This window comes from Kitasatospora sp. NPDC092286, from assembly GCF_044755565.1.
Classification (GTDB): domain Bacteria; phylum Actinomycetota; class Actinomycetes; order Streptomycetales; family Streptomycetaceae; genus Kitasatospora.
Genome location: NZ_JBIVRD010000001.1, coordinates 76,057 through 93,419 on the forward strand (window position 1 = coordinate 76,057; position 17,363 = coordinate 93,419).

Consider the following 17,363-nt stretch of genomic DNA (forward strand, 5'->3'; position numbering starts at 1 on the left):
GCGGCATGACGAGCTACGGCGACGAAGCGACGGTCCGCGACATCCTCACCGCCAAGGGCGACACCTGGGCGGTGGTGGGCCTCTCCAGCAACACCGCCCGCGCGGCGTACGGCGTCGCCCAGGTGCTCCAGCGCTACGGCAAGCGCATCGTGCCCGTCCACCCCAAGGCCGAGACGGTCCTCGGCGAGCCCGGCTACCCCTCGCTCGCCGAGATCCCGTTCCCGGTGGACGTGGTGGACGTGTTCGTGAACTCCGCCCTGGCCGGCGAGGTCGCCGACCAGGCGGCCGCCGTCGGGGCCGGGGCCGTCTGGTTCCAGCTCGGCGTGGTCGACGAGGCCGCCTACGAGCGGACGACGGCGGCGGGCCTGGCGATGGTCATGGACAAGTGCCCGGCCATCGAGATCCCGCGGCTGGGCTGAGCCCCCCTCCCACGGAACGCGCCTACCGCACCGGCACCGCCACGTCGCAGACCGGCTCGGCCGGCGGTGCGGTGGCGACATGGCCGAAGTAGACCTCGCGGGCCGGGCCCGCGGCCTCCAGGCCCCGCTCCGCCACGGCCTGGTAGACCGCGTCGTAGGCGCCGAGGATCTGCGGGTACTCGATCTGGGCCCGGGTGAGCCGGGCGTACAGCTCGCGGTGGGCCGGCTCGACCCGGACGGCGGCGGACCGCCCGGCGAGCGCGGCGAGCGAGGGGTCGATCGGGACGCAGACCTCCACCGGGCCGTCACTGTCCTCGCTCACCTCGCCGTGGAGGACCACGAAGGGCGCGGCGTGGACGCCCCCGTGCGCGTCGGCGACGGCCTGCAGCCGGCCCGACGCGGCCGGGATCCACTCGGGCAACTCACCCACCCTGATGTGCCGTTGCTCGCTCAGTACGGTCTGCTCGGGTACCTCGCGCTGTTCGATCCGGTGCATGCCCCGGCTCCCCTCTCCTCCTGACAGACGGATGCGGAGGTACACCGCCAGCTCCCGCTGCACGGCGATCCGGCGCTCTACGGACGCCCAGTAGTCGGCCAGCCGGTCGGCACCGGCCGGGCCGTCCCCGGCCGCCAGCACTCCGGCGACCTCGGCCAGCGGCATGTCGAGCCGTCGCAGCAGCACGATCAGCCGGGCCCGGGCGACCTGGTCGTTCCGGTAGAACCGGTAGCCGGTCCCGGCGTCGACCCGGGCGGGCGGCAGCAGTCCGAGGCGGTCGTAGAGTCGCAGGGCCTTGAGCGAGAGCCGTGACCGGCGGGCGAACTCGCCGATGCCGAGCAGGGGTTCCGAGGTGTCCTCCACGCCGGTCACGCTCCCGTCTGCCCCAGGGGCAGGGTCAAGCCGCTGGGAAAAAGGGCCTAGCCGTCCAGCTGGGCGATGGTGGCGATGGACGGCCGCCGGGTCTCCCGCAGCCCGGCCGCGACGGCCTCGGCGTCGCGGAGCACGCGCACGGCGTTGTGCCAGGTGAGCTTGGCGAGATCGCCCTCCGACCACTTGCGGCGCAGGAGTTCGGCGATCAGGTTGGGGTAGCCGGCCACGTCGTCCAGGCCCTCGGGGAGGAAGGCGGTGCCGTCGAAGTCCCCGCCGATGCCGATGTGGTCGATGCCCGCGACCTCGCGCATGTGGTCGAGGTGGTCGGCGACGGTCGCCGGGGTGGCGACCGGGCGCGGGCTGGTCTCCTCGAAGGCGCGCTGGCAGGCCATCCCGGCCGGGGTGGTGTCCAGGTGGTCGAAGCCGTGGGCGCGCATGTTCTCGTCGGCGGCGACGGTCCACGCTATGGCGGCGGGCAGGATGAACTTGGGGACGAACGTGGCCATCGCCACGCCGCCGTTGGCGGGCAGCTGGGCGAGCACGTCGTCGGGGATGTTGCGCGGGTGGTCGCAGACGGCGCGCGCGGAGGAGTGCGAGAAGATCACCGGCGCCTCGGTGACCCGCAGCGCGTCCCGCATGGTGTCGGCGGAGACGTGCGAGAGGTCGACCAGCATGCCGAGCCGGTTCATCTCCCGGACGACCTCCTCGCCGAACCGGGTCAGGCCGCCGGCCACCGGCTTGTCGGTGGCGGAGTCGGCCCACGGCAGGTTGTCGTTGTGGGTGAGCGTCATGTACCGGACGCCGAGCGCGTGCAGGGCCCGCAGGGTGGCGAGCGAGCAGTCGATGGAGTGGCCGCCCTCGGCGCCCATCAGGGAGGCGATCCGGCCCTCGGCGCGGGCGGCCTCCATGTCGTCGGCGGTGAGGGCGAGCCGGAGCCGGTCGGGGTAGCGCCCGACCAGGGCCCGGACGAAGTCCATCTGCTCCAGGGTGGCACTCACCGCGTGGTCGCCGGCCAGGCCGGCGCTCACGTACACGGACCAGAACTGCGCGCCGACCCCGCCCGCGGCGAGGCGGGCGAGGTCGGTGTGCAGCCGGGCGCTCTGGTCGGCGGCCAGGTCGAGCGCGTCGAGGTCGTAGCCGGCCTGCTCGCGCATCGCCCAGGGGAGGTCGTTGTGGCCGTCCACCACGGGGGTGGTGCGGAGGACGGACCGGGCCCGGTCCAGCAGGACGGCGGAGTCCAACAGCTCAGATGTCATACGAGCTGTTCTATCCGATTTGACTACTTTCCAAAGCCGAAGGACGAGGACCCGGCCACCTTGGCCCGAAGCTTCTTGCCCTTCTCGGTGGCCTGGCTGTTCAGTTCGGTCTGGAAGTCGGTCATCCGCTCGGCCAGCTCCGGGTCGAACGCGGCCAGCATCCGCACCGCCAGCAGCCCCGCGTTGCGCGCACCCGCCACCGAGACGGTGGCCACCGGCACACCGGCCGGCATCTGGACGATCGACAGCAGGCTGTCCATCCCGTCCAGGTAGCGCAGCGGCACCGGGACGCCGATCACCGGCAGCGGGGTCACGGAGGCGAGCATGCCCGGCAGATGGGCCGCGCCGCCGGCGCCCGCGATGATCGCCTTCAGCCCGCGCTTGTGGGCGTTCTCCCCGTACGCGATCATCTCGTGCGGCATCCGGTGCGCGGAGACGACGTCCACCTCGTACGGGATCTCGAACTCGTCCAGGGCCTTGGCCGCGGCCTCCATGACGGGCCAGTCGGAGTCCGAGCCCATGACGATGCCGACAACAGGGTTGGTCATTCGGTGATCGTTCCTCGCAGGTAGGCGGCCGCGTGGCGGGCGCGCTCGCGGACGTCGTCGAGGTCGTCCCCGAAGACGTTGACGTGGCCGACCTTGCGGCCGGGCTTCACGTCCTTCCCGTACATGTGGATCCGCAGACCGGGGTCGCGGGCCATGCAGTGCAGGAAGGCGTGGTACATGTCCGGGTAGTCGCCGCCGAGGACGTTGACCATGACGGTCCACCGGGCGCGCGGGCGCGGGTCGCCGAGCGGCAGGTCGAGCACGGCCCGCAGGTGGTTCTCGAACTGCGAGGTGACCGCGCCGTCCTGGGTCCAGTGGCCGGAGTTGTGCGGCCGCATGGCCAGCTCGTTGACCAGGATGCGGCCGTCCCCGGTCTGGAACAGCTCGACCGCGAGGTGGCCGGTGATGTCCAGCTCGCCCGCGATCCGCAGGGCCAGCTGCTGCGCCTCGTCGGAGAGCGCCGGGTCGAGGTCCGGCGCCGGGGCGGTGACCTCGGCGCAGACGCCGTTCTCCTGGACGCTCTCCACCACCGGGTAGGCGACGGCCTGGCCGCTGGGCGAGCGGACCACGTTGGCGGCCAGCTCGCGGACGAAGTCCACCTTCTCCTCGGCCAGCACCGGGACGCCCGCCAGGAACGGCGCCTGCGCCTGCCGCTCGTCGTCGACGACCCAGACGCCCTTGCCGTCGTAGCCGCCGCGCACGGTCTTCAGGACGACGGGGTAGCCCGTGCCCTCGTTCGCGAACGCGGTCACATCGGCCGGGTCGGCGACCAGGCGGTGGCGCGGGCAGGGCACGCCGATGGAATCGAGCGTGGCCCGCATCACGCCCTTGTCCTGGGCGTTGACCAGCGCGTGCGGGCCGGGCCGGACGGCCACGCCGTCGGCCTGCAGGGCGCGCAGGTGCTCGGTCGGCACGTGCTCGTGGTCGAAGGTGACCACGTCACAGCCGGCCGCGAAGCGGCGCAGGGTGTCGAGGTCGCGGTAGTCGCCGAGGACGACCTCGGAGACCACCTGCGCGGCGGAGTCCTGGGGCGTGTCGGCGAGGAGTTTGAACCTGACCCCGAGCGGGATGCCCGCCTGGTGTGCCATGCGGGCCAGCTGCCCACCGCCGATCATGCCCACCACTGGAAAATTCGCATTGCCCGGGGAAGTCACCCCGCCAGGATATCCGGGCCGGTGGGAGCCTGTGGAACCGCTGTCCCGGGCGGACCGCCGCCCCGGGAGCCCGGACGATACCCGGGCCCTGGGGGCTGAGCCGATCGGTGGAAGCGGGTAGCCTGGAGCGCTAGGTCCTGGTACGCGTGGTCTGATCATGTGCGTGCACGCAGGGCTCAGGGGCAGCCGCGCAGCCGCGCCGGACCCCCTTCGTCCGCAGGCACATGGAGGCAGCCCGGTATGGCGACGACCGCAGCGTCGAACCCCTCGCTGGCGCAGAGACTGCGCGGCCTGTCGGGCGAAGTGGTGAAGTTCGGCATCGTCGGCCTGAGCGGAGTGGTGGTCAACTTCGCCGTCTTCTGGGTCTGCATCAACGGCCTGCACCTGGCCTCGCTGCGGTCCAACATCGCGGCCACGCTGATCGCCATCGCCACCAACTACCTCGGCTACCGCTACTGGCTGTACCGCGACCGCGACGCCGCCTCCCGCAAGCGGGAGATCACGCTGTTCCTGCTCTACAGCGGCATCGGGATGCTGATCGAGACCGGTGTGCTCGGGTTCTCGGTGTACGTGCTCGGCCTGGACTCGCACTTCGAGCAGCTGGCCGCCAAGGTGGCCGGGCTCGCGGTCGCCACCGTGTTCCGCTTCGTCTCCTACCGGACCTGGGTCTTCAAGGCGCTCCCCGAGCCGGCCGCCGAGGCCCCGGCGGACCAGGTCCAGAGCGCGGGCACGAGCAAGGGCAAGGGCCGGGCCACCGAGGTCGTCGCGCAGGCCGAACTGATGCTGGCCGCCGAGCAGATCCGGTACGCCAAGGCCGAGTAGCCGAGCAGGCCCGGCACCCACCTCGTCTCGTTCGGCCGCCGCGTTCAGTCCTCGCGCTGGCTGCGGCCGAGGAAGATCGCGAACACCGGCGGCCGCAGCGAGAGCAGTTCCAGCCGCCCGCCGTCCGCCTCCGCGAGGTCCCGGGCGACGGCCAGCCCGATCCCGGTCGAGTTGCGGCCGCTGACCGCCCGCTCGAAGACCCGGTTGCCCAGCTCCGGCGGCACCCCGGCGCCCTGGTCCTGGACCTCGACCACCACCGACGTCCCGGAGGTCCGCACCCGCAGGGTGATCGTCCCGGCGCCGTGCATCAGCGAGTTCTCGATCAGCGTGGCCAGCACCTGGGCGACCGTCCCCGGGGTGCCCACGGCGGTGACCCCGCGCAGCCCCTCCACCTGGAGCACCCGGCCGGTGCCGCGCAGCGACGGCCCCCACTCCTCCACCTGCTGCTTGACCACCTCGTCCAGGTCGAAGGCGACGGCGGTGGGGCTGCGCGGGTCGCGCTGGGTGGTGAGCAGCCGCTGGACGACGTCGGTGAGCCGCTCGACCTGCTGGAGGGCGATGGTGGCCTCCTCCTTGACGGTCTCCGGATCCTCGGCGAGCGCGGTGATCTCCTCCAGCCGCATGGAGAGCGCGGTGAGCGGGGTGCGCAGCTGGTGGGAGGCGTCGGCGGCGAGCCGGCGCTCGGCGGTGAGCATGCGGGCGATCCGCTCGGCGCTGACGTCCAGCACCTCGGCGACCCGGTCGAGTTCGGGCACCCCGTAGCGGCGGTCGCGCGGCCGGGGGTCGCCGGAGCCGAGGCGTTCGGCGGTCTCGGCGAGGTCGGTGAGCGGGCGGGCGAGCCGCTTGGCCTGCCAGACGGCGAGGGCCACGGCGGCCTGGACGGCGAGCAGGGCGACCACGCCGAGCAGCAGCAGCATGTTGGCGATCTCGTGGTCGACGGCCTCGCGGGACTGCTCGACGATGACGGTCTCGCCGCTGTTGCCCTTCTCGACGGCCTTCAGCAGGTGGGTCCCGGCCGGCCGCACACCGCTGGAGACGGGGGGCTGGCCGGGGATGTCCACCTCGACGTAACTGCCGTCGGTGACCTGGTTGGCGAACTTGTCGCCGGTGACCGGCTCGCCCGCGGCGAGCCGGTTCTCCACCAGGGCGAGCACCCGGACGGCGGCCGCGTCCACCCGGTCCTGGGCCGAGTTGACGATGGTGCGCTTCTCGACCAGGGCGAGCGGAACGCAGAACACCACGACCACCACCAGGACCACGCCCAGCAGCGAGTTGATCATCCGGCGTTTCACGCTGCCGCTCCCGTGGTGTTCCGCTCCGTCGGCCGCCGCCCCGGCCGCTGTGCCCGTACGGGGCTAATTCTTCTCGAACCGGAAGCCCACGCCGCGCACGGTGGCGATGTAGCGGGGGTTCGCCGCGTCGTCGCCGAGCTTCTTGCGCAGCCAGGAGATGTGCATGTCCAGGGTCTTGGTGGAGGTCCACCAGGTGGTGTCCCAGACCTGCCGCATGATCTCCTCGCGGGTGACCACCCGGCCGGCGTCCCGGACCAGCACCCGCAGGAGCTCGAACTCCTTGGCGGAGAGGGTGAGCTCCTCCTCGCCGAGCCAGGCGCGGTGCGACTCGATGTCGATCTTCACCCCGTGCGCGCCGGTGGTGAGCTGGTCGACGTTGCCGCGCCGGAGCAGGGCCCGGACGCGGGCGAGCAGTTCGGCCAGGCGGAAGGGCTTGGTGACGTAGTCGTCGGCGCCGGCGTCCAGGCCGACCACGGTGTCCACCTCGTCGGCGCGGGCGGTGAGCACCAGGACGGGGCAGCTCTTGCCGTCGGCGCGCAGGCGGCGGCAGACCTCCAGGCCGTCCATCTCGGGCAGGCCGAGGTCGAGGACGACGAGGTCGACCTCCTCGGTGAGTCCGGCGGCCAGTGCGGTCGGACCGTCCTCGCGGACGAGCACCTCATAGCCCTCACGTCGCAGGGCCCGGGCGAGCGGTTCGGAGATCGCCGGATCGTCCTCGGCGAGCAGCACACAGGTCATAAGGGTGATGGTAGTCCGCCGGGGTATCCGCGACGGCGCTGTGAAGTAGTTCACAGACAGTGATCATCAAACGGAAGGAGATCATCCGACACGCCCGCCCGCAGAACCGCTTCTTCGTCGAAGAATCCACCCTCCAGGCTTGAATCCAAAGGAATCTGTGCGGTCAAACCATGGATAGCTCAAGGGAATCTGTCGCAAGCTTTACCATCGCCATACCTTATTCATGGCTTTTGTCATCTGATGGCGCCAAATATCGCCACGTACAGTGGTTAGGTCCCCGTCCAGCCTCCCACCCATTGGCGGACGGGCCGCACAAGAGCAAGGAACCACGACCCATGGCGTCATCGACTCTGGAGGCCGGCGTACAGCGGCCGTCCTCCCCCGGCGGCAAGACCTTCCTGGGACACCCCCGCGGCCTCGCCACCCTCTTCATGACCGAGATGTGGGAGCGCTTCAGCTTCTACGGCATGCGTGCCCTGCTGGTGCTCTACCTGGTCGCCGAGCACGGCGACGGCGGGCTCGGCTACGAGGCGGCCGTCGGCGCCGCGATCTACAGCGTCTACAACGCCATGGTCTACCTGCTCGCCCTGCCGGGCGGCTGGATCGCCGACCGCTTCTGGGGCGCCCGCAAGACGGTGGCCGTCGGCGGGTCGATCATCATGGTCGGCCACTTCCTGCTCGCGGTGCCCGTCACCGCCTCGTTCTTCGCCGGCCTCGGCCTGATCGCCGTCGGCTCCGGCCTGCTCAAGGCCAACATCTCCACCATGGTCGGCCACCTCTACGACGGGCCGACCGACCCCCGTCGCGACGGCGGCTTCACGATCTTCTACATGGGCATCAACGCCGGTGCCTTCTTCGCGCCGCTGGTGATCGGCACCGTCGGCCAGAAGGTCGACTGGCACCTCGGCTTCGCCCTGGCCGGCGCCGGCATGGCCCTCGGACTGATCCAGTACCTGCTCGGCAGCCGGCACCTGAGCCCGCGCAGCAGCACGGTGGCCTCGCCGATCTCCGCCGCCGAGAAGTCCTCCGTGCTCCGCAAGGGCATGTTCTGGCTGGCCCTGACCGGCGTCTTCTTCGGCGTCGTCGCGCTGACCGGCAACTTCAGCGTCGGCTGGGTGATCTGGCCGCTGTCCGTCGCCGGCATCGGGATCCCGGCCTTCTACTTCGCCCGGATCAAGCGGGACAAGGACCTGACCCCGGACGAGCAGTCCAAGATGAGCGGCTACATCTGGTTCTTCGTGGCCGCCGCCGTGTTCTGGATGATCTACGACCAGTCCGGCTCGACGCTCAACATCTTCGCCAGGGAGTCGACCTCCTCGACGCTGTTCGGCACCGGCTTCCCGTCGAGCTGGTTCCAGTCGTTCAACCCGCTCTACATCATGGCGCTGGCCCCGGTCTTCGCCTGGCTCTGGGTCTGGCTGGCCCGGCGCGGCAAGAACCCCAGCACCACCATGAAGTTCGCCATCGGCCTGCTGCTGATCGGCACCTCCTTCCTGGTGATGATGCTGGCGATGGCGGCCGCCTCCGGCGGTGCCAAGGTCACCCCGCTCTGGCTGGCCTCGGTCTACCTGATCCAGACCGTCGGCGAGCTGACCCTCTCCCCGGTCGGCCTCTCCGTCACCACCAAGCTGGCGCCGCCCAAGTACGGCAGCCAGATGATGGGCATCTGGTTCCTGGGCGTCACCGCCGGTGACTGCGTGGCCGCGATCATGCAGCTGATGGTCGGCAAGGGGACGGGATCCACCTGGTACTTCGCCAGCCAGGGCCTGCTGGCGGTGCTCGCCGGTGTGGCGCTGGCGATGTACCGCAAGAAGGTCGTCCGGCTGATGGGCGACATCCACTGACGGCCCCGGCCGGCCACTGACAGCCCGCTCGGGCCCCACGAACACCCGCCCCCGGGGCCGGTGCGCGGTCCCCGGACCCGCGCACCGGCCCCGTCCGAATACCGGGGACAGGCCGCGCCCGGGCGTGCCATGGTGTCAGGCATGCCGACCGACACCCTCCCCCGCCAACTCGCCCGCACCAGGCGCTTCTCCCTCGGCGCACCCACCCACCCCACGGTCTCCGCCGACGGCCGGACGGTCCTCTTCCTGCGCAGCCGGGCCGGCGACGACCCGCTCACCCGGCTCTGGGCGCTGGACACCGACAGCGGCGGGGAGCGGCTGATCGCCGACCCGGCCGCACTCGGCGACGCCGGGCAGGACGTGCCGGAGGCCGAGCTGATCCGCCGCGAACGGGCCCGGGTCTCGTCGAGCGGCATCACCGACTACGCCACCGACGCCACCGCCCGGCTCGCCGCCTTCGCCCTCGGCGGCGCGCTCTGGCTCGCCGACACCGCCGACGGCACGGTGCGGCGGATACCCACCGCCACCGAGGTGTACGACCCGCGCCCCGACCCGGCCGGGCGGCTGGTCGCCTACGTCGGTGGCGGCGCCCTGCGGGTGGTCGGCGCCGACGGCACCGGCGACCGCGCGCTCGCCGAACCGGAGGGCCCCGAGGTCACCTACGGCGTCGCCGACCATGTCGCCGCCGAGTCGATGTACCGCACCCGGGCACACTGGTGGTCGCCGGACGGCACCCGGCTGCTGGTCGCCCGGGTCGACAACAGCCCGGTGTGCCGCCTCCACCTGGCCGACCCCGCCCACCCGGCGCGCCCGCCGCGCGTCCTGCGCTACCCGCTGGCCGGCACCGCCAACGCCGATGTCGGCCTCTGGCTGCTCGGCCTGGACGACACCCGCACCGAGGTCCGCTGGGACCGGACGGCCTTCGAGTACCTGACCGCCGCGGGCTGGGACGGCCACGGCCCGTACGCCGCCGTGCAGAGCCGCGACCAGCGCACCGTCCGCACCCTGGCCGTCGACCCGGCCGACGGCGCCACCCGGACGCTCGCCGAGCGCCACGACGAGCGCTGGGTCGAGCTCGTCCCCGGGCTGCCGGTCCGGACCGGCTCCGGTGCCCTGGTCGACTCCGCCGACCTCGGCGACACCCGTCATCTGACCCTCGACGGCGAGCCCGTCACCCCGCCCGGCCTCCAGCTGCGCACGGTGCTCGGCACCGAGGGCGAGCAGGTGCTCTTCACCGCCTCCGCCGAACCCACCGAAACCCACCTCTGGACGTACGACCCCGCCACGGGCGCCCGGCAGCTGAGCAGCGCGCCCGGCGCACACACCGGCACCCGGCGGGCCGGCACGCTCGTACACACCGCCCGCACGCCCGACACCCCGGGCCCTCGCAGCACCGTCCACCGCGCCGGGCGCCCCACCGCCGAGCTGCGCTCGCACGCCCAGCCGCCCGTCCTCACCCCCCGGCCCGAGCTGCTCCGCCTCGGCCCCCGCGAACTGCGCGCCACGCTCTTCCTGCCGACCGGCCACCGGCCGCAGGACGGCCCGCTGCCGGTCCTGCTCGACCCGTACGGCGGGCCCGCCGGGCAGAAGGCCGTCCGGGCCGGCGGCTGGTCCGACCTGATCTCCCAGTGGTTCGCCGAGCAGGGCTTCGCGGTGCTGGTCGCGGACGGGCGCGGCACCCCGGGCCGGGGCCCGCGCTGGGACAAGACCGTCTTCGCCGACATCGCAGGACCCGCCCTGGACGATCAGGTGGAGGCGGTGCACGAGGCCGCCCGCAGCCGCCCCGGCCTGCTCGACCTGGACCGGGTCGCGATCCGGGGCTGGTCCTTCGGCGGCTTCCTGGCCGCGCTCGCCGTGCTGCGCCGCCCGGACGTCTTCCACGCCGCCGTCGCCGGCGCCGCCCCCACCGACCAGCGGCTGTACGACACCCACTGGAAGGAGCGCTTCCTCGGCCACCCCGACGAGCACCCCGAGCGCTACGAAGCCTCCTCGCTGATCGGCGACGCGCCGCGCCTGGAGCGCCCGCTGCTGCTGGTGCACGGCCTCGCCGACGACAACGTGCTGCCCGTCCACACGCTGCGGCTCTCCTCCGCCCTGCTCGCGGCCGGCCGCCCGCACGAGCTGCTCCCGCTGAGCGGGACGACCCATCTGCCGACCGACGAGACGGTGGCGGAGAACCTGCTGCTGCACCAGCTGGACTTCCTCCGGCGCAGCCTCCGGCGCTGAGCCCGGTCCGCCCGGCCCGGACCTCCCCCGGCTCAGACCTCCCGGACCCCGGCGCGCCAGACGGCGGCGGTCAGCGGGACACCCGGGCGGTAGGCGAGGTGGACGTGCGAGGGCGCGTCCAGCAGCTGGAGGTCCGCCCGGGCGCCCACGGTGACCGTGCCGACATCGGTGCGGCGCAGCGCGTGGGCGCCCCCGGCGGTGGCCGCGTACACGGCCTCGTCGGGGGTCATGCCCATCTCGCGGACGGCGACCGCGACGCAGAACGCCATCGAGCTGGTGAAGCTGGAGCCCGGGTTGCAGTCGGTGGAGAGCGCGACGACGGCGCCCGCGTCGAGCAGACGGCGCGCGTCCGGGTAGGCGGCGCGGGTGGAGAACTCCGCGCCGGGCAGCAGGGTGGCCACCGTCGCCGAGCCGGCCAGCGCGGCCACGTCCTCGTCGGTGAGGTGGGTGCAGTGGTCGGCGGAGGCCGCGCCCAGCTCCACGGCGAGCCGCACGCCAGGGCCGTAGGAGAGCTGGTTGGCGTGCACCCGGGGGGTGAGGCCGCGCTGGATGCCGGCGGTCAGGACCGCCCTGGCCTGGTCGCCGTCGAAGGCGCCGTTCTCGCAGAACACGTCCACCCAGCGGGCGTACGGCGCGCAGGCGTCCAGCATGTCGCCGGTGACCAGGTCGACGTACCCGGCCGGGTCGTCGGCGTACTCGGGGGCCACCACATGGGCGCCGAGGTAGGTGGTCTCGGCGGTGTAGGAGGCGGCGATCCGCAGTGCCCTGGCCTCGTCCACGACGGTCAGGCCGTAGCCGGACTTGCACTCGATGGTGGTGGTGCCCTGGCGCAGCGCCTCGCGGACGAACCGGGCCAGGTTGGCGTCCAGTTCGGCGTCGGTCGCGGCGCGGGTGGCGGCCACCGTGGTGCGGATGCCGCCCGCGCTGTAGGCCTGGCCGGACATCCGGGCGTTGAACTCGGCGGTGCGGTCGCCCGCGAACACCAGGTGGGCGTGCGAGTCGACGAAGCCGGGCAGCAGGGCCCGCCCGGCCGCGTCGTACCGCTCGTCGGCGGCGGGCGCCCCGGCGGCGGGCCCGACCCAGGCGATCGTCCCGCCGTCCACCACCACGGCCGCGTCGGTGAGCAGGCCGAGCGGCCCGGTCCCGTAGCCGGGATCGTTGGTGACCAGGCTGCCGATGCCGGTGATCAGGGTGCTCGGGATGCCCGGGGTGATCGAAGCGGCCGGGGTGCTCGAAGCGGGAGGGGTGCTCGGGGTGCTCAAGGCGGAACCTCTCGGAGGGGGTCACGGTCCCGGGGGCGGGCCCCCGCCCGCCCCCGGGAGGTTCAGGGGGTCAGCAGCTCAGCGCGGCGATCGAGGTGCGCAGAGCACCCGGGACGTCCGGCACCAGCTGGTGCACACCGTCCCTGACCACGTGTCGGCCGCCGACCACCAGGTGCCGCACATCGGCGGCCGAGGCGGCGAAGACCGCGATCTCGGCGCCGAGCCGGGGCGGCGGCCCTGCGGTGCGCACCGAGTCCAGCCCGATCACGGTGAAGTCGGCGAGCGCGCCGGCCTCGATCCGCCCGGCCTCCGGCCAGCCGAGCGAGGCGTGCCCGTCCTCGGTACCGGCCCGCAGCAGCGCGTTGGCCGTCCAGTGGCCCCGGGTGCGGGTGCGCAGCCGCTCGTTCAGCTCCAGCGCGCGGGCCTCCTCGAACGGGTCGACCACCGCGTGGCTGTCGCTGCCGAGGGTGACCGGGCAGCCGGCCGCGGCCAGTTGGCGGGCCGGCCCGACACCGTCCGCGAGGTCCCGCTCGGTGGTGGGGCACATGCAGATGGTGGTGGAGGAGTCGGTGAGGAGCTTGATGTCCTCGTCGGTCAGATGGGTGGCGTGCACGGCCGAGGTGCGCGGGCCGAGCACCCCGTGGTCCGCGAGCAGCCGGGTCGGGGTGACGCCGTGCGCGGTGAGACAGGCGTCGTTCTCCGCGGTCTGCTCGGAGAGGTGGACGTGCAGCGGGGCCCGCCGCATCGACGCCCAGCGCGCGACCGTGCCCAACTGCTCGGCGGGCACCGCCCGGACGGAGTGGATGGCGGCGCCGATCCGGGCGTGCTCGCGCGGCTTGAGGGCGTCCGCCCGCTCGGCCCAGGCGTCGGCGTCACCGTCGCTGAACCGGCGCTGGGGCTTGGTCGGTTCGGCGCCGAAGCCCGACGACAGGTAGCAGGTGTCCAGCAGGGTGATCCGGATGCCGGCCCGGGCGGCGGCCTCGATCAGTGCCTCGCCCATCGCGTTGGGATCGTCGTAGCGGGCGCCGCCGGGCGCGTGGTGCAGGTAGTGGAACTCCCCCACCGCGGTGATCCCGGCCAGCGCCATCTCCGCGTAGGCGGCCGTGGCGAGCGCCAGGTAGTGGTCCGGGTCGAGCGCCCCGGCGAACCGGTACATGGTGTCCCGCCACGTCCAGAAGGTGCCGGAGCCGACCTGGACGTTGCCGCGCAGCGCCCGGTGGAAGGCGTGCGAGTGGGCGTTGGCCTGGCCCGGCAGCAGCAGCCCGTCGAGCCGGACGGCGCCGGGCGGGCAGGGCCCGCTCTCCGGCGTCACCCCGGTGATCCGGCCGCCGGGCCCGGTGGCGATCAGCACGTCGGGTTCGACCACCGGCCCGTTGACGTGCGGCAGCCAGGCGTACGGGGCCCAGTAGGTTACTGACACGCCAGGTCCTCCAGGACGTCGGCCAGGGCGGCGACCCCGGCCAGGCAGTCCGCCTCCTCGGCGTGTTCGGCCGGGGAGTGCGAGACACCGCTCGGGTTTCGTACGAACAGCATGGCGGTCGGAACGGCCGATGCCAGGATTCCGGCGTCGTGTCCCGCGCCGGTCGGCAGGACGGGGGCGGCGCCGCCGTCCCCGCCGATGACCCGCGCGAGCCGGTCGCGCAGCGGCCCGTCGAAGTCCACCACCGGCGTGTACGACTCGCGGGTCAGCTCGACCCGGACGCCGTCGCGGTCGCCCCGCTCGGCGGCGGCCCGCTCGATCTCCGCCACCAGAGCGGTGAGGGTCGGCTCGTCGGCGGCGCGGGAGTCCAGCCAGCCGCGCACCAGCGAGGCGATCGCGTTGGTGCCGTTGGGCTCGACGGCGACCTTGCCGAAGGTGGCCAGCGCGCCCGCCAGCCGGGCCTTCTTCCGGGCGGTGAGCACGGTGTTGGCGTAGGTCAGCATCGGGTCGCGGCGGTCCTCGATCCGGGTGGTGCCGGCGTGGTTGGCCTCGCCGTGGAAGTCGAAGCGCCAGCGGCCGTGCGGCCAGATCGCGCTGGCCACCCCGACCGGCCGGTCCTCGGCGAGGTGGCGACCCTGCTCGACGTGCAGCTCGACGAAGGCGCCGATCCTGGCCAGCCGGTCGCCGTCCGCGCCGATCGCGGCCGGGTCGTGGCCGGCCCGTTCCATCGCGTCGGGCAGCCGGACGCCGTCGGCGTCGCGCAGCTCGAACGCGGCCCCGGGCGACAGCACACCGGCGGTGAGCCGGGAGCCGATGCAGGCCACGCCGAACCGGGCGCCCTCCTCGTCGCCGAAGTTGACGATCGCCAGCGGCCGGGCCAACTCGGTGCCCCGGGCGCGGAGTTCGTCGAGTGCGGCGAAGGAGGAGACCACCCCGAGCGGGCCGTCGTAGGCGCCGCCGTCGGGGACGGAGTCCAGGTGCGAGCCGGTGACGACCGCGCCCGGGCCCTGCGGATCACCCAGCCAGGCCCACTGGTTGCCGTTGCGGTCCAGCTCGTAGGTGAGGCCGCGGGCGCGGGCCTGCCCCTCGAACCAGTCCCGGCACTCGGCGTCGGCGGAGCTCCAGGCGAAGCGGCGGTAGCCGCCGGAGGCGGCGGAGCGGCCCACCGGGAGCAGCTCCGCCCACATCTCCTCGAAGCTCGGGGGCTTGACGGTCACAGCGCACCCGTCGGGCCGTGCTCGTGCATGGGGACGCGCACCCCGCGCTCGTCGGCGACCTCGGCGGCCCGGTCGTACCCGGCGTCCACGTGCCGGATCACGCCCATGCCCGGGTCGTTGGTGAGCACCCGGCGGATCTTCTCGCCGGCCAGCGGCGTGCCGTCGGCGACGGTGACCTGGCCGGCGTGGATCGAGCGGCCGATGCCGACGCCGCCGCCGTGGTGGATGGAGACCCAGGACGCGCCGGAGGCGACGTTGACCATGGCGTTGAGCAGCGGCCAGTCGGCGATCGCGTCGGAGCCGTCCAGCATCGCCTCGGTCTCCCGGTACGGGGAGGCGACCGAGCCGCAGTCCAGGTGGTCGCGGCCGATCACGATCGGCGCGGACAGTTCGCCGGACGCCACCATGTCGTTGAACCGCTCGCCGGCCTTGTCGCGCTCGCCGTAGCCGAGCCAGCAGATCCGCGCGGGCAGGCCCTGGAAGTGCACCTTCTCCTGGGCCATCCTGATCCAGCGGTGCAGCGACTCGTTCTCCGGGAAGAGGTCGAGGACGGCCTTGTCGGTCTTGTGGATGTCCTGCGGGTCGCCGGAGAGCGCCGCCCAGCGGAACGGGCCCCTGCCCTCGCAGAACAGCGGCCGGATGTACGCCGGGACGAAGCCGGGGAAGGCGAACGCCCGGTCGTAGCCGGCCAGCCGGGCCTCGCCGCGGATCGAGTTGCCGTAGTCGAACACCTCGGCGCCGCGGTCCAGGAAGCCGACCATCGCCTCCACGTGCCGGGCCATCGACTCGCGCGAGCGCTGGGTGAACTCGGCGGGCTTCTCTGCCGCGTAGGTCGCCATGTCGTCGAAGGCCACGCCCAGCGGCAGGTAGCTCAGCGGGTCGTGGGCGCTGGTCTGGTCGGTGACGATGTCGATCGGCGCGTCCATCGCGAGCAGCTGCGGGAACAGCTCGGCGGCGTTGCCCAGCACGCCGATGGAGAGCGGCTGCCGCTTGTCGCGGGCGGCGGTGGCCAGTTCCAGCGCGTGCGAGAGGTCCTTGGCCTCGACGTCCAGGTAGCGGTGCTCGATCCGGCGGGCGATCCGGGACGGGTCGCAGTCGACGCAGATCGCCACGCCGCCGTTCATGGTGACGGCCAGCGGCTGGGCGCCGCCCATGCCGCCGAGCCCGGCGGTGAGGGTGATGGTGCCCGCCAGGGTGCCCCCGTAGCGCTTGTTGGCGACGGCGGCGAAGGTCTCGTAGGTGCCCTGGAGGATGCCCTGGGTGCCGATGTAGATCCACGACCCGGCGGTCATCTGCCCGTACATGGTGAGCCCGAGGGACTCCAGCCGCCGGAACTCCTCCCAGTTCGCCCAGTCCCCGACCAGGTTGGAGTTGGCGATCAGCACCCGGGGCGCCCACTCGTGGGTCTGCATCACACCGACCGGGCGGCCGGACTGGACCAGCATGGTCTCGTCCCGCTTCAGCCCCTCCAGCGTGCGCACCATGGCGTCGAACGACCGCCAGTCCCGCGCCGCCTTGCCGGTGCCGCCGTACACCACCAGCTTCGACGGGTGCTCGGCCACCTCCGGGTCGAGGTTGTTCATCAGCATTCGCAGGGCGGCCTCCTGCTGCCACCCCTGCGCCGTCAGCGTCGTACCCCGCGCCGCGCGCACCTCACGCGGCCCGCCCGTCTGCTGCTGCACCATGCTCCCGGCCTCCCTGCGGATGAATTCATTCAGTTTCTACCTGGCTGAATATATCCAATCACTCAGCCTCTGGCCAGGGTTGAGACCGAGGGCATCGGGAGAATTCAGAGCACTCCAGAGCACTCCGCGCACCACCGTGATAGGGTATGCAGCATCGTCGCGCAGAGAGGGGAGACACGCCATGCCGCAGGTCGAGATCGACATCCAGACCGCCCGAGCCCTGGAGTTCGCCGCCCGGATGGCCGGCGTCACGCCCGGCCAGGTGGTCGCCCGACTGGTGGCCGACGCCAGCCTGGCCGCCCCGGCGGCGCGGCAGAACGCGCCGGTACCGCCCGGCGACAAGCGCGTGGCCGTCCACGCGACGTACGAGGGATTCCTCACCAAGGCCCTGTTCGACCCCGAAACCAGCCGCGTGGACATCACTTCAGGCCCACTGGACGGCACCTCGCACAAGACGCCCAGCTCGGCCGCCCGGGCAATCGTCCAGCACTACAACCCGGACGTCTCGGGTTCGAGGAACGGCTGGTCCTTCTTCACCCTCAGCGACGGCAGCAAGCGTCCACTGCAGAGCATCCGGCGCTGACGCAGCACAACCGCAGGCCACGCGCCGGA

The 17,363-nt window shown here is 72.9% G+C and carries 15 protein-coding genes; 5 read left to right on the top strand and 10 right to left on the bottom strand.

Going from position 1 to position 17,363, the window contains the following annotated elements; all coding sequences use genetic code 11:
- The first annotated feature begins 5 nt into the window (after positions 1-5).
- On the top strand, positions 6-419 hold the full coding sequence (locus ACIQIB_RS00405) for a CoA-binding protein (RefSeq protein ID WP_363605719.1): 414 nt from the start codon (positions 6-8) through the stop codon (positions 417-419).
- 22 nt (positions 420-441) lie between these two features.
- On the opposite strand, the gene ACIQIB_RS00410 is transcribed toward ACIQIB_RS00405, so the two are convergent.
- The 4 genes from ACIQIB_RS00410 to ACIQIB_RS00425 are packed head-to-tail and all read right to left on the bottom strand — an operon-like array spanning position 442 to position 4,245.
- Positions 442-1,287: a MerR family transcriptional regulator gene (locus tag ACIQIB_RS00410; RefSeq protein WP_400756089.1), complete on the bottom strand. Its 846-nt coding sequence runs from the start codon at positions 1,285-1,287 to the stop codon at positions 442-444.
- Positions 1,288-1,334: 47 nt separating this feature from the next.
- Entirely contained in the window at positions 1,335-2,543 is a 1,209-nt protein-coding gene (locus ACIQIB_RS00415; RefSeq protein WP_363605715.1) for a dipeptidase, read from the bottom strand.
- Positions 2,544-2,566: 23 nt separating this feature from the next.
- On the bottom strand, positions 2,567-3,091 hold the full coding sequence (gene purE, locus ACIQIB_RS00420) for a 5-(carboxyamino)imidazole ribonucleotide mutase (protein WP_400653216.1): 525 nt from the start codon (positions 3,089-3,091) through the stop codon (positions 2,567-2,569).
- Positions 3,088-4,245 (bottom strand): 5-(carboxyamino)imidazole ribonucleotide synthase, encoded by a 1,158-nt coding sequence (locus tag ACIQIB_RS00425; RefSeq protein ID WP_363605711.1) that lies wholly within the window; start codon positions 4,243-4,245, stop codon positions 3,088-3,090. Before ACIQIB_RS00425 ends, purE begins: the two co-directional genes overlap by 4 nt.
- A 240-nt stretch (positions 4,246-4,485) precedes the next feature.
- Between ACIQIB_RS00425 and ACIQIB_RS00430 the strand changes: the two genes are divergently transcribed.
- Positions 4,486-5,067 carry a GtrA family protein gene (locus ACIQIB_RS00430; protein ID WP_400756090.1) on the top strand — a complete coding sequence of 194 codons (582 nt, stop codon included), beginning with the start codon at positions 4,486-4,488 and terminating at the stop codon, positions 5,065-5,067.
- 44 nt (positions 5,068-5,111) lie between these two features.
- Here the strand turns inward: ACIQIB_RS00430 and ACIQIB_RS00435 are convergent, their stop codons facing one another.
- Both ACIQIB_RS00435 and ACIQIB_RS00440 read right to left on the bottom strand, forming a co-directional pair.
- Complete coding sequence (locus ACIQIB_RS00435) at positions 5,112-6,359, bottom strand: ATP-binding protein (protein WP_363605707.1); 1,248 nt, start codon at positions 6,357-6,359, stop codon at positions 5,112-5,114.
- A gap of 63 nt (positions 6,360-6,422) precedes the next feature.
- Entirely contained in the window at positions 6,423-7,097 is a 675-nt protein-coding gene (locus ACIQIB_RS00440; RefSeq protein ID WP_030290974.1) for a response regulator transcription factor, read from the bottom strand.
- Positions 7,098-7,432: 335 nt separating this feature from the next.
- On the opposite strand from ACIQIB_RS00440, the gene ACIQIB_RS00445 reads away from it, so the two are divergent.
- Entirely contained in the window at positions 7,433-8,941 is a 1,509-nt protein-coding gene (locus ACIQIB_RS00445; RefSeq protein WP_400756091.1) for a peptide MFS transporter, read from the top strand.
- Positions 8,942-9,082: 141 nt separating this feature from the next.
- The gene (locus ACIQIB_RS00450; RefSeq protein ID WP_400756092.1) at positions 9,083-11,167 is read left to right on the top strand and encodes a prolyl oligopeptidase family serine peptidase; all 2,085 of its coding nucleotides are present in this window, start codon (positions 9,083-9,085) and stop codon (positions 11,165-11,167) included.
- Between the two features lie 32 nt (positions 11,168-11,199).
- Here the strand turns inward: ACIQIB_RS00450 and hutI are convergent, their stop codons facing one another.
- From hutI to hutU, 4 genes are all read right to left on the bottom strand, one after another.
- On the bottom strand, positions 11,200-12,369 hold the full coding sequence (gene hutI, locus ACIQIB_RS00455) for an imidazolonepropionase (protein WP_363605804.1): 1,170 nt from the start codon (positions 12,367-12,369) through the stop codon (positions 11,200-11,202).
- A gap of 130 nt (positions 12,370-12,499) precedes the next feature.
- A complete protein-coding gene (locus ACIQIB_RS00460; RefSeq protein WP_363605702.1) occupies positions 12,500-13,849 on the bottom strand; it encodes a formimidoylglutamate deiminase in 1,350 nt (449 codons plus the stop codon).
- Positions 13,840-15,036, bottom strand: a complete 1,197-nt coding sequence (locus ACIQIB_RS00465) for an allantoate amidohydrolase (RefSeq protein ID WP_400756302.1) — start codon at positions 15,034-15,036, stop codon at positions 13,840-13,842. Before ACIQIB_RS00465 ends, ACIQIB_RS00460 begins: the two co-directional genes overlap by 10 nt.
- A gap of 26 nt (positions 15,037-15,062) precedes the next feature.
- Positions 15,063-16,751 (bottom strand): urocanate hydratase, encoded by a 1,689-nt coding sequence (gene hutU / locus ACIQIB_RS00470; RefSeq protein WP_400756093.1) that lies wholly within the window; start codon positions 16,749-16,751, stop codon positions 15,063-15,065.
- Between the two features lie 181 nt (positions 16,752-16,932).
- On the opposite strand from hutU, the gene ACIQIB_RS00475 reads away from it, so the two are divergent.
- The gene (locus tag ACIQIB_RS00475; protein WP_400653206.1) at positions 16,933-17,334 is read left to right on the top strand and encodes a hypothetical protein; all 402 of its coding nucleotides are present in this window, start codon (positions 16,933-16,935) and stop codon (positions 17,332-17,334) included.
- Positions 17,335-17,363 lie beyond the last annotated feature (29 nt).

Coding starts and splice junctions, on each gene's coding strand:
- ACIQIB_RS00430 (WP_400756090.1), top strand. CDS start 4,486: ATGGCGACGACCGCAGCGTCGAACCCCTCGCTGGCGCAGAGACTGCGC.
- ACIQIB_RS00440 (WP_030290974.1), bottom strand. CDS start 7,097: ATGACCTGTGTGCTGCTCGCCGAGGACGATCCGGCGATCTCCGAACCG.
- ACIQIB_RS00445 (WP_400756091.1), top strand. CDS start 7,433: ATGGCGTCATCGACTCTGGAGGCCGGCGTACAGCGGCCGTCCTCCCCC.
- ACIQIB_RS00405 (WP_363605719.1), top strand. CDS start 6: ATGACGAGCTACGGCGACGAAGCGACGGTCCGCGACATCCTCACCGCC.
- ACIQIB_RS00465 (WP_400756302.1), bottom strand. CDS start 15,036: ATGTGGGCGGAGCTGCTCCCGGTGGGCCGCTCCGCCGCCTCCGGCGGC.
- ACIQIB_RS00415 (WP_363605715.1), bottom strand. CDS start 2,543: ATGACATCTGAGCTGTTGGACTCCGCCGTCCTGCTGGACCGGGCCCGG.
- purE (WP_400653216.1), bottom strand. CDS start 3,091: ATGACCAACCCTGTTGTCGGCATCGTCATGGGCTCGGACTCCGACTGG.
- ACIQIB_RS00475 (WP_400653206.1), top strand. CDS start 16,933: ATGCCGCAGGTCGAGATCGACATCCAGACCGCCCGAGCCCTGGAGTTC.
- hutU (WP_400756093.1), bottom strand. CDS start 16,751: ATGGTGCAGCAGCAGACGGGCGGGCCGCGTGAGGTGCGCGCGGCGCGG.
- ACIQIB_RS00450 (WP_400756092.1), top strand. CDS start 9,083: ATGCCGACCGACACCCTCCCCCGCCAACTCGCCCGCACCAGGCGCTTC.